At 69.5% G+C, this 11,996-nt stretch carries 10 protein-coding genes; 9 read left to right on the top strand and 1 reads right to left on the bottom strand.

What is annotated here, in order from left to right; all coding sequences use genetic code 11:
* The first annotated feature begins 6 nt into the window (after positions 1–6).
* From ACY466_RS12425 to ACY466_RS12395, 7 genes are all read left to right on the top strand, one after another.
* Positions 7–798, top strand: a complete 792-nt coding sequence (locus ACY466_RS12425) for an IclR family transcriptional regulator (RefSeq protein WP_463245688.1) — start codon at positions 7–9, stop codon at positions 796–798.
* Between the two features lie 146 nt (positions 799–944).
* A complete protein-coding gene (locus ACY466_RS12420; protein WP_463245687.1) occupies positions 945–3,530 on the top strand; it encodes an alpha/beta fold hydrolase in 2,586 nt (861 codons plus the stop codon).
* 19 nt (positions 3,531–3,549) lie between these two features.
* The gene (locus ACY466_RS12415; RefSeq protein WP_463245686.1) at positions 3,550–6,258 is read left to right on the top strand and encodes an MGH1-like glycoside hydrolase domain-containing protein; all 2,709 of its coding nucleotides are present in this window, start codon (positions 3,550–3,552) and stop codon (positions 6,256–6,258) included.
* A 9-nt stretch (positions 6,259–6,267) separates the two neighbouring features.
* On the top strand, positions 6,268–7,380 hold the full coding sequence (locus ACY466_RS12410; RefSeq protein WP_463245685.1) for an alcohol dehydrogenase catalytic domain-containing protein: 1,113 nt from the start codon (positions 6,268–6,270) through the stop codon (positions 7,378–7,380).
* Positions 7,381–7,451: 71 nt separating this feature from the next.
* Entirely contained in the window at positions 7,452–8,204 is a 753-nt protein-coding gene (gene dapB / locus ACY466_RS12405) for a 4-hydroxy-tetrahydrodipicolinate reductase (RefSeq protein WP_463245684.1), read from the top strand.
* Between the two features lie 3 nt (positions 8,205–8,207).
* Positions 8,208–8,669, top strand: a complete 462-nt coding sequence (locus ACY466_RS12400; protein WP_463245683.1) for a hypothetical protein — start codon at positions 8,208–8,210, stop codon at positions 8,667–8,669.
* Entirely contained in the window at positions 8,666–9,118 is a 453-nt protein-coding gene (locus ACY466_RS12395; protein ID WP_463245682.1) for a flavodoxin family protein, read from the top strand. The genes ACY466_RS12400 and ACY466_RS12395 overlap by 4 nt, the downstream gene beginning before the upstream one ends.
* Positions 9,119–9,121: 3 nt before the next feature.
* Here ACY466_RS12395 and ACY466_RS12390 read toward each other — a convergent pair whose 3' ends face one another.
* A complete protein-coding gene (locus ACY466_RS12390; RefSeq protein ID WP_463245681.1) occupies positions 9,122–9,775 on the bottom strand; it encodes a DUF3105 domain-containing protein in 654 nt (217 codons plus the stop codon).
* Between ACY466_RS12390 and ACY466_RS12385 the strand changes: the two genes are divergently transcribed.
* Together ACY466_RS12385 and ACY466_RS12380 are read left to right on the top strand one after the other, a co-directional pair.
* On the top strand, positions 9,770–10,702 hold the full coding sequence (locus tag ACY466_RS12385; protein ID WP_463245680.1) for a DMT family transporter: 933 nt from the start codon (positions 9,770–9,772) through the stop codon (positions 10,700–10,702). The genes ACY466_RS12390 and ACY466_RS12385 overlap by 6 nt on opposite strands.
* A 13-nt stretch (positions 10,703–10,715) precedes the next feature.
* On the top strand, positions 10,716–11,951 hold the full coding sequence (locus ACY466_RS12380) for a winged helix-turn-helix domain-containing protein (RefSeq protein ID WP_463245679.1): 1,236 nt from the start codon (positions 10,716–10,718) through the stop codon (positions 11,949–11,951).
* Positions 11,952–11,996 lie beyond the last annotated feature (45 nt).

The following is an 11,996-nucleotide window of genomic DNA, read 5'->3' as shown; positions in this document are numbered from 1 at the left end:
CTCATCATGACCGACCCGAGCGAGCCGTCCACGTCCAGATCGGGTGCCGCGGTGCAGTCCGTGGACCGGGCCCTGCAGGTGCTCGAGATCATCGCCCGGCACGGCAGCGCCGGAGTGACGGCCATCGCCGACGAGTTGGGCGTGCACAAGTCCACGGTGTCCCGGCTCGTCGGAGTCCTCGATGCGCGGGGGTACGTCGAGCAGATCGAGGAGCGCGGGAAGTACCGTCTCGGCTTCGCCGTCGTACGGCTCGCCGCCTCTGCCGCGTCGGAGCGGGACCTGACGAAAGCGGGTCAGTCCGTGTGCGACGCGCTCGCCGACACGGTGGGCGAGACGACGAATCTGTCGGTCCTCGACGACGACCGCGCCGTCAACCTGGTGAAGGCGAGGTCCGAATCCGAGGTCTCGCTGCGCACGTGGGTGGGACAGTCGAGTCCCGCGCACGCCACCTCCAGCGGCAAGGTTCTGCTGAGCGGACTGGACCGGGACGATCTGCGGCGGCGGCTTCCCCGCCGTCTCGAGTCCTTCACCGACACCACGATCACGACGCTGACCCGGCTCGAGGAGCACCTCGACACCACGCGGGAACGGGGGTGGGCCAGCGTGAACGAGGAACTCGAGATCGGTCTGAACGCCGTCGCCGCACCGGTACGCGACCACACCGGCCGTATCGTGTCGGCGCTGAGTGTGTCCGGCCCCTCCTACCGACTGCATCCGGACCGGTTCGCCGAGGTGGCCGCGGACACCCGACGCGCGGCCGTCGAGGTCAGCCGACGTCTCGGGTACGACGGAGTCTGACGGCAGTCGGTCGACCGCACACCGTCGACACCATTCGCTCGAATGGAATATCGCCCTTTTCAGGTCGCACAAACAATCTTGCAGTATGTTTGACGGAACGAAGCGGTCACGACGACCGTCCACGCAACCCTCGGCGGTGTTCCGGTATGTCACTCGATCATCTCTCGGCAGAGTCCGTCGGGACGGCGGCCCGAGCGCCTGTGCACCCGGCGGAGGTGCGGCGTGCCCGGCGGAGCTCGCCGTCGACGGGTCTGTTCGCCGAACTGTCTCGCGTCGCCCGCCGTGATCCCGGTGCCACCGCTGTCGTCGGCGACGGCGACGCGATCACCTTCGATCGCCTGATCGCCCGTTCCGCTCGGTTGGGAGCTGCGCTGCACCACGCTCACCGAGACACCACCGGCCGGGGACCGGTCCCGTTGTCCGTGATCGCGGACGGGTCGGTCGACTCCGTGGTCGAGATGATCGCGGTTCTCGCGTCGGGTCACCCGCTGGTGGCGCTGGACGAGAATCTGCCCCCGACTCGGCGCGACCGCATGGTGCGAGCAGCCGGAGCCGTTCCGATCGATCCGACAGTGGCCGGGTCGCCGACGCTCGCGCTGCCGCCGGAGGGAGACGGCCCCGCCGTCATCTGCTTCACCTCGGGTTCCACCGGCGATCCGAAGGGCATCGTCTTCGACCGTGCGGGTGTGTCGGACAAGGCCGCGGACGTGGTCGCGGCACTCGGGTTGACGAGCTCGGACGTGGTGGGGAACGTCCTTCCGATCTCGTTCGGCGCCGGTATGACCACGCTGCTCGCGGGCCTGCTCTCCGGAGCGACGGTGGTCCTGTGCGACCCGCGCCGCGGGGACGTCGCGGCGACCGTCGAGATCCTTCGTGCGCACCGCGTGACGACGGTGCACAGCTCGGTGTCGTTCCTGCGCGGTGCCGTGCCGCGTGACGGATCGGCCGAGGTGATCGACAGCGTGCGCGCCGTGGTCACGTACGGCGAGCCGGCCCACGCGTCCGACGTCGTCCGGTCGCGCGAACGGCTCGCTCCCGCAGCCACGTACGTCAACTGGTTCGCCGTCACCGAGTGCGGAGTAGTCGCACGCGCGCAGTACGCCCCCGAGGATCCCCTGCCGGACGGTTTTCTCCCTGCCGGGCGGCCCGTGCCCGGACGGTCGATCGAGATCGTCGGCGATGACGGTCTGCCCCGGCCTGCCCGATCGGAGGGCGAGGTCGTGGTGATCGGCGGTCGCCACGCCACCGGTTACCTGGGCCGATCCTCGGATCGCTTCGGAACGGACCCGTCGGGCGCGGCGCGGTATCGGACCGGCGATCTCGGCCGCCTCGACGATTCCGGAACGCTGACCGTGCTCGGCCGGCTGGACGACGCCGTGAAGATTCGCGGCTATCTCGTCGAGCCGGCGGAGGTCACGGCCGTGCTGCTGGGTCTGCCGACCGTGGTCGACGCCTACGTCGGCGCCGTCGAGACGGACGGACGCACCGAACTCGTGGCGTATCTCGCGACGGACGGTTCGGGGACCGACGACCTCGCGGCGAGGGTCCGGCACCACGCCGCGGATCGATTGCCGCAGTGGATGATTCCCCGGTACGTGATGGGCATGGACCGCCTGCCGCGCACCGTGCGCGGCAAGGTCGACCGCGGCGCGCTTCCGGACCCGGCCGCCCCGGCACGGTCTCGGGCCGGGACGTCGTCGTCGCTGACCATGGTGGCGGTGTCCGACATCGTGGCGACCGTCCTGAACGGGCGCGCGGTCGCGGTGCACGACGATCTGGTCGCGGCGGGAATCGATTCGCTCGGGTTCGTCTCGATGGCCACGCGGGTGCGCGAGCGGTTCCACGTGGAGCTCGACCTCGTCCGTCTCGCGGAGGGCCCCACCATGGCCACGCTGGCGGCGATGATCGACGAGGCCACCCGGGAGGGGGTGAGATCGCGGCCGGACACCTCGGAACTGGTGCCGCTGCGAACGGAGGGTCGAGGGGTCCCGCTGTTCGTGGTGACCGGCGCCGGGGCGCCGGCGGTGTCCTTGCTGCCACTCGTGCGTCACGTCGATCCGGACCGACCGGTCTACGGCCTGCAGGCACGTGGGCTGGAATCGCGCGCTCGCCCGGACCGAACGGTACGGGCCGCGGCGGATCGCTACCTCGCACACGTTCGTCGCGTGCAACCGGAGGGACCGTACCTGCTGGCCGGACACTCGATGGGCGGTGTCGTCGCCCTCGAGATGGCCGCGCGCCTCCGCGAACTCGGCGCCGGCGACGCGCACGTGCTCGTGCTCGACACTCGCCTCACCGGAGAGCTCGTCGCAGGGGTGGACGGCGCCGAGGTCGCCCCGGACGCCGACGCCCTGAATGCGATCAGCGACGAGGGAAAGCTGCGGCTCGGTCTCGCCGCCATCGTGCGCATCCGGCTGCAGATGCTGGTCGCCGGGTACGTCGTCTTCTCACCGCTCACGCAGTGGATGTTGTTCTACAACAAAGGCTTGCAGGCGTTGCGTCGACACACACCGCGGCCCTACTCCGGCCCCGTCACGGTTCTGCGCACGGCGGAGAACCCTCAGGACGAGCGGGTGTGGCGCCGGATCGCCACCGGGTCGCTCGAGATTCTGGACGTGCCGGGGTCGCACACCGAACTGTTGCGAGAACCGTTCGTCATCGGTGTGGCCGAACAACTCGAACGCGGCGTGGCCGCCGGGCCGACCCCCTCCGGAGGCTGCGCGACGCGCTGACGCGGGGCACACTGTGGCGGTGACAGCGTCCGGAACACCCCAGTCCGTCAGCCCGCACGCGCCGACCGTCGAGCACACCCGGCTCGCCGAGTCTCCGGGAGTGTCGGGTGCCTGGCGCACCTGGGGCCCCTACCTCGCCGGACGGCAGTGGGGAACCGTGCGCGAGGACTACTCGGGGGACGGTAACGCCTGGGAATCGTTCCCGTTCGATCACGCGCGGTCGCGCGCCTATCGCTGGGGCGAGGACGGACTGGGCGGGATCTGCGACCGCTTCGGTTTCCTCAATTTCTCGGTGGCACTGTGGAATCGGCGCGATCCCATTCTCAAGGAACGACTGTTCGGTTTGACCAACGGCGAGGGCAATCACGGCGAGGACGCCAAGGAGTACTGGTGGGCGCTCGACGGCACCCCGTCGCACAGCTGGATGAAATGGCTCTATCGCTATCCGCACGCGGAGTATCCGTACGAGGGTCTGCGGGAGGCGAGTGCCGCACGGGGTCGACTCGACCGGGAATTCGAGCTCGCCGACACCGGCATCCTCGACCAGAACCGATTCTTCGACGTCACGATGACCTACGCCAAGGCGTCACCGGACGACGTGTGCATCGTCGTCGACGTCACCAACCACGGCCCCGAGTCGGCCTCCGTCGACGTGTTGCCGCACCTGTGGTTGCGCAACACGTGGGCCTGGGGACGCGACGATCGGGGTGGCGAGATCGTCGACCTGACGGACCGGACTCTCCCCGGAAGCCTGGCCGTCGTTCGTGCGGAGCACGGCTTTCTCGGCCGCTACCACCTCGCGGCGGAGGGCACGCCGCAGACGTTGTTCTGTGACAACGAGACCAACGCCGTCGAGCTCTTCGGCGCGACCGAGAACCGGACGCACTACCCGAAGGACGGCATCGACCGACGCGTGGTGCGCGGTGAGATCGACGCGGTGAATCCGGCGAACACCGGAACCAAGGCTGCGTTCTGGTATCACCTCGACGACGTCGCTCCCGGCGAGACGCGTCGAATTCGGTTGCGGCTGACGACGACAGCTCCCGACTCGCAGACCTTCGGCCCCGGGTTCGACGCGGTCCTCGCCGATCGCGAGTCCGACGCCGACGAGTTCTATCGGCACGTCATCGGGCCCGATCTGAACGTTGCCGACAGGCACGTCGCGCGGCGGGCGTACGCGGGCCTGCTGTGGTGCAAACAGTTGTACCGCTACGACGTACGCGAGTGGGTGGAGGGCGACCCGGTCGGTGAACCGGCCCCGGATTCGCGCTCGTCGTCGACCGCCCGCAACCACGCATGGTCGCACTTCTCGCTCGCCGATGTCGTGTCCATGCCGGACGAGTGGGAGTACCCGTGGTTCGCGGCGTGGGACCTCGCCTTCCACACCATTCCGCTCGCGCACGTGGATCCCGACTTCGCCAAGGAGCAGCTGGTCCTGATGTGCCGGGAGTGGGCGATGCACCCCAACGGCCAACTGCCCGCGTACGAGTGGGAGTTCGGCGACGTCAACCCACCCGTGCACGCGTGGGCGGTATGGCAGGTCTACCGCATCGACGGTCACCGCGATCGTGAGTTCCTGGTCCGCGTCTTCACGAAGCTGCTGCTGAACTTCTCCTGGTGGGTGAACCGCAAGGACTCCGGCGGGTCCAACATCTTCGAGGGCGGGTTCCTGGGGATGGACAACATCGGTCTGTTCAACCGGTCCGAGCCGCTGCCGCCGGGTTTCCGGCTGGAGCAGTCCGATGCGACCAGCTGGATGGCGTTCTACTGCCAGCAGATGCTCAAGATTGCGCTCGAACTCGCGCGCTACGACTCGGCCTGGGACGACGTCGCGACCAAGTTCTTCGCGCACTTCCTCTCGATCGCGCAGGCCATCGGATCGTTCGGCTCCGCGCAGCTGTCGCTGTGGAACGAGGAGGACGGGTTCTTCTACGACGTCCTCGCCTCGCCGCACGGAGAAGCGGTGCCGATGCGGGTGCGGTCGATGGTGGGACTGCTGCCCATTCTGGGTGCCACCGAGATTCCGTCGTGGGTGCCCGGGGAGTGCCCCGATCTCATCTCGCGCCTGCGTTGGCTGCAGCACCGCCGGCCGGATCTGGTCAGTCCGATGATGGCGCGCAACGACAACGGGACGCTCCGGATGCTGCTCGCCCTGGTGGACCCCGAGAAGTTGCGACGCATTCTCGAGCGCATGTTCGACACGGAGGAGTTCCTGTCCTCGTTCGGGATTCGCTCGTTGTCGGCGTCGTATCGGGACGGCATCACCATGGACGTCGACGGTCGCTCGCTCTCCATCGAGTACGAACCGGGGGAGTCGCGCACCAGTATGTTCGGGGGGAACTCGAATTGGCGTGGGCCGGTGTGGTTCCCGGTGAACGTGCTGCTCGCCGACAAGCTGCGTACCTACGGCCGGTACTTCGGCGACACCTTCACCATCGAGATTCCCACCGGATCGGGGAATGCCTGCACCCTGGTGGAGGCGGCGGCGATCATCGAGACCGGGCTGACCGACCTCTTCCGCTTCTCGGACGGTCGGCGGCCGGCGGACGGGGACCGCATCGAGTCCAGTGACGACCCGCTGTGGTCGGAGCACCCCACCTTCAACGAGTACTTCGACGGGGACACCGGGGAGGGGCTCGGCGCCAGTCATCAGACCGGATGGACGGCTCTGGTTGCGCACCTGCTCAATCCGCGGCTACCGACGCCCCCACCGCCACCGTCGGGTTAACGTGGCGGGATGAAGATTCGCGGAGCCGTGCTCGAAGAGGTCGGACGCGAGCGGCCGTTCGCGCACTCGCACCCCATCACCGTCAGCGACCTCGAACTCGATCCGCCGGGGCCGGGGGAGATCCTGGTGCGCATCGAGGCGGCGGGCCTGTGCCACTCGGATCTGTCCGTCGTCGACGGCAACCGAGTTCGGCCGGTGCCGATGCTGCTCGGCCACGAAGCCGCCGGCATCGTCACCGAACTCGGTGACGGCGTGGACGACCTCGAGATCGGCACCCGCGTGGTCATGACCTTCCTGCCGCGGTGCGGGGAGTGCGCGGGGTGCCGATCGGACGGGCGCACGCCCTGCCTGCCCGGTAGTGCGTCGAACAACGAGGGCGCTCTCCTGGGCGGCGGGACGCGACTGCGTCGGGGTGGCGACGTGGTCAAGCACCACCTCGGGGTCTCCGGTTTCGCGACGTACTCGGTGGTCGACCGGCGTTCGGTCGTGGCCGTGGGTTCCGACGTTCCGCCCGCCGTCGCCGCGGTGCTGGGATGTGCGGTCCTCACCGGGGGTGGCGCCGTGCTCAACGCGGTCTCGCCGGGACCCGGTGACGCCATCATGGTGGTCGGACTCGGCGGTGTGGGCATGGCCGCGATCCTCACGGCCGCATCGCTGGGCCTCGGGGACGTGATCGGTGTGGACTCCGTACCGGAGAAACTGACGACGGCGACCGAACTCGGCGCGACCGCCGTCCACACCCCACAGGAGTTGGCGGAAAAAGGTATTCGCGCCGCGGTGGTCATCGAGGCGGCCGGGAACGCGCGCGCGCTCGAGACCGCGATCGCCGCGACGACGCCGGGTGGAACCACCGTCACCGTCGGACTGCCGTCGCCGGACGCCCGTATCTCGGTGTCGCCGCTGCAACTGGTCGCCGAGGCGCGCACCATCGTCGGAAGCTACCTCGGCTCCGCCGTGCCCTCGCGGGACATTCCGATCTACGAGCGCATGTGGCGAGAGGGCAACTTCCCCGTGGAGCGGCTCGTGTCGTCCACCATCGCGCTCGAGGACATCAACGCGGGGATGGACGAACTGGCCGACGGGCGTGCGATTCGCCAGGTCATCGAGTTCCCCGCACCGTGATGGGCCCGGAGTCGGCACCCCACTAGGATCGACCGGTACGTACACCCGATCGAACACGAGGTACCAGTCACGTGGCAGAGGCAATTCGCGTCGGAGTTCTCGGCGCTGCGGGCAAGGTGGGACAGGCCGTGTGCGACGCGGTGACCGCTGCCCCCGACACCGAACTCGTCGCGCGGGTGGACAAGGACGACAGCATCGAGATGCTCGCCGAACAGGGTGCCGAGGTGGTCGTCGACTTCACCCACCCCGACGTGGTGATGGACAGCCTCGAGTACCTGATCGGCGCCGGTATCCACGCCGTCGTCGGCACCACCGGCTTCGACGAGTCCCGCCTCGACACCGTGCGCGGCTGGTTGGCGGGCTCGCCGGAGACCGGCGTGCTGATCGCCCCGAACTTCGCGATCGGTGCCGTGCTGTCGATGAAGTTCGCGCAGCAGGCGGCGCGCTTCTTCGACTCCGTCGAGGTCATCGAGCTGCACCACCCCGGCAAGGCCGACGCGCCGTCCGGCACCGCCTACCGCACCGCGGCTCTCATCGCCGAGGCCCGTGCGGCGGCGGGTGTGGGATCCGGTCCCGACGCGACGAGTACGGAACTGCAGGGCGCCCGCGGCGCCGACGTCGACGGTGTACGGGTGCACTCCGTTCGGCTCGCCGGTCTCGTCGCCCACCAGGAGGTTCTGTTGGGTACGCAGGGCGAGACCCTGACCATCCGACACGACTCGCTGGACCGCACCTCGTTCACCCCCGGCGTGATGCTCGGCGTCCGATCGATCGCGTCGAGGCCCGGCCTCACCATCGGTATCGAACCCCTGATGGACCTGTAGATCATGTCGAAGAACACACGGGTGGTCGCCACCATCGCGGTTCTGGTCGTGGTGCTCGGGGTCTACTTCGTCCTCCTCGGTGGCCGAGGCGTCGCGCTGATCCAGGTCGGCACGATACCCAGCATCGGTCTCGGGATCGGCGTTCTGATCCTCCCCGTGCTCGGCCTCTGGATCGTCGCCACGACGCTGCAGGCCGGCTTTCGGCACCAACACCTGTCCTGGCGCATGGAGGAGGAGGGCCGCCAGCTCGACGTGGACGCTCTGCCCCGCACCCCGTCGGGACGCATCGAGCGCGGCGCGGCCGACGAGTTGTTCGCCGTCGTCAAGGCGGAGTGGGAGCAGGACCCGGACAACTGGCGCTGTTCCTACCGGCTGGCGCGGGCGTACGACTACGCCGGGGACCGCACCCGGGCACGCGCCGCGATGAAGCGCGCCGTGGAACTCGAGCGACTCGAGAGTTCGTGACCGCGGTCCTGCTGGTGGTGCACCACACGGTGTCTCCGCCGATGCACGACCTGCTGGACGCGCTTCTCTCCGGAGCCCGCGATCCCGAGATCACCGACGTCGACGTGAGGGTCCGCCCCGCGCTCGGTGCGTCGGTGTCGGACGTACTGGCCGCCGACGGGTTCCTGTTCGGAACCCCGGCGAACTTCGGCTACATCTCCGGCGCGCTGAAACACTTCTTCGACACGGTCTACTACCCGACCCTGGGTGCCGTCACCGGGAAACCCTGGGGCGCATACGTCTACGGCAACGACGACACGACCGGGGCCGTGGCCGCGCTGTCCAGGATCACCACCGGCTGGGGTGTCACGGCCGCAGCACCCCCGCTCGAGGTGAAGCGCGTGGACACGGCCGCGCGGGACGCCGCCACCGAACTCGGTGGGACCCTCGCCGCGACCCTCATGTCCTGAGGTCTATTCCGGCAGGGTGAACGGTGACTCGGGATCGGGCTCGGTCGGATCCAACGGCGGCGGGTTGCCGGGGTCGAAGTTCGTCGGCAGCGTCGCGCAGGTGGCACCCGGCTCCGGGAACGTGTTCGGATTGAGCCGCAGTGCGGTCACGAACCGATCGATGCGCGGATCGTCGGCGTCCTCCACGGCGAGTCGGTGTCCCCACGACTGCACCGAGATCGGGGATTTCATCGACGGGTAGGGCGACATCATGGTGTACGGAACGCCGTCGACGCGGCGGGCGAGGGCCGCGACGGCGTCCGAATCCAGGGCGTCGGGGTCGTAGGCGATCCACACGGCACCGTGTTCGAGGGAGTGCACCATGTTCTCCGTCCGGACGCCCTCCGGGTAGACGACTCCGGTGCACGTCGCCCACACGGCATCGTGCCGGCCACCCATCGGGGGTGAATACTCGTACGCCACACGATAATTCGGTAGGACGTGGTACGCCGGCGGGTAGTCCACGACCTCGATGCCCTCGATCGCCAGGGACGGATCCGGATTGTCCGCGGTGGGCACGAACGCATCCACGGTGGGCGTGCCGGATACCGTCGTCCCGCACGCGGACGCGAGCACCACGACCGAGGCGGCACAGGACAGGAGGGTCGAGCGATGCATGCACCGAGCGTAGCCGCCGACCCTCGGCGTTCTCTGCTGCTCCTGCTGCTGGCCGGTGTGCTGTGGGGGACCGGCGGAGTACTCGGAACGGCGTTGGCCGACGCGACCGGGCTCGGGCCCGCTGCGGTCGCAGCGCTCCGTCTCGGTGCCGGCGGGCTCGTTCTGGTGGCGGTGTCCCTCGCGCTCGGCGCGCGTGTACCGCGATCCGCTACGCACTGGCGACGCGTCGCCGCAATCGGTGTTCTCGCCGCGTCGTTCCAAGGGACCTATTTCGCGGCTGCGGCCGGTGCGGGGGTGGCGTCCGCGACGTTGGTGACAATCGGATCCGCACCGGTGTTCGTCGTGGCCGTCGAAGCGGTGGGCGCGCGCACGCGCCCACCGCTCGCCGTGCTGCGCACCGTCGCGGTCGGTGTCACGGGACTCGCCCTGTTGGTGGGCTCGCCCGCCGTCGGCGCCGACGCGGTGGCGGGATCGGTGTGGGCTCTGCTCTCGGGCGCTTCCTTCGCCGGTCTCACGCTGATCAATCGTCGTCCGGTCGCCGGATCGTCGACCGCCTCGGTGACGGGGTGGGCCTTCCTGGTCGGCGCCGTGGTGCTCACCGCGGTCGCCGCAGTCGGCGGACTCGACGCCCTCGATTTTCCCGTCACCGGGCGAAGTGCCGTTCTGGTGGTCCTGTTCGCCGTCGTACCGACGGCGTTGGCCTACTCCGCCTACTTCGCCGGGCTTCGTGGAGCGGGTGCGTCCACGGCCGCGGTGATCGCGCTGCTCGAACCGGTCACGGCGACGGTGCTGGCCGTCGCGTTCCTGGGGGAGCGGTTGACCGCACCGGGGATACTCGGCGCAGTTCTGCTGGTGGCGTCGGTCGTGGACGCCGGGTGGGTGCACGCACGGCGCACCGCCGCCCACCGACGTGTCGCCGCGACCTGACACAGTGACGACCGTGCGTGAATTCTCGCCCGACGCCGTCCGGCGCATCGCCGTCGCGGCGCAGGGCTTCGGTGTCCCGCGCCCCGCCACGTCCGGACGCCGGGCGTTGGCCGGCGTCCTGCGGTCCACCCGCTTGCTGCAGATCGATTCGGTGTCGGCGGCGGTCCGCGCCCACTACGCCCCGGTGTTCGCGCGAATCGGACCGTACGACCGCCACGTTCTCGACGACGCGGCGTGGACGGACACGGCGCGGTCGCCCCGCATGCTCGTCGAGTACTGGGCGCACGAGGCCGCGTTCCTCCCGGTGCAGGACTGGCCGCTCATGCGGTGGCGGATGGAGACGTACGCCCACGGTCGGTGGGGTGGAGCCCGGTCGGTCATCGAACGTTCCCCGCGCCTGGTCGACGACGTGCTCGCGGTCGTCGCCGAGCGCGGTCCGTCCTCGGCCCGCGACCTCGAACTCGCACTCGATCGACACCGTCCGGGACCCAAGGGACCGTGGTGGGACCACTCCGACGTGAAGGTCGTCTGCGAGCAGTTGTTCGCCACCGGTGTGCTCTCCGTGGCGCGCCGAGAGCAGTTCGTCAGGCTGTACGACCTGGTCGAGCGAGTTCTGCCCGCGGAGGTGGTGGCCCGCCGGGTGCCGGAGGAGGACGCCGTGCGCGAACTGGTGGCGAACTCCGCCCGAGCCATGGGCATCGCCACCGCCGTCGACCTCCGCGATCACTATCGCCTCTCCGCGGCGCAGACCTCTCGAGCGGTGGCGGATCTCGTCGAGGAAGGAACGCTGGTGCAGGTCGGTGTGCGTGATCGCCCCGACGCGATGTACCTGCACCGAGACGCGCGGGTCCCGCGCGCCACCGAGGGGTCGGCGCTTCTGTGCCCGTTCGATCCCCTGGTCTTCGGCCGTGCGCGCACCGAGCGAATCTTCGACTTCCACTACCGCATCGAGATCTACACCCCCGCCCCGAAGCGCAGATACGGGTACTACGTGTTCCCGTTCCTTCTCGACGACCGCCTCGTCGGACGGGTCGACCTGCGCGCGGATCGGTCGACGGGAGTGTTGACGGTTCCGGGAGCGTTCGTCGAAGCGTTCGTGGACCGGCCGGACGCCGAGAACCGTGTGGCACCCGCACTGGCGCAGGCCCTGGAGGAGATGGCGCTGTGGCTCGGTCTCGAACGCGTCGAGATCGGGGAGCGCGGCAACCTGGCGGCGGCACTGAGCGCGGCTGAGCGGCGGCGGAACTGAGCGCGACTGCGCGGCGGCGGACCTGAGCCCGACTGCGCGGCGATA

Source organism: Rhodococcus sp. K11/5 (assembly GCF_055193735.1).
This window is presented reverse-complemented; position numbering and strand designations above follow the sequence as displayed.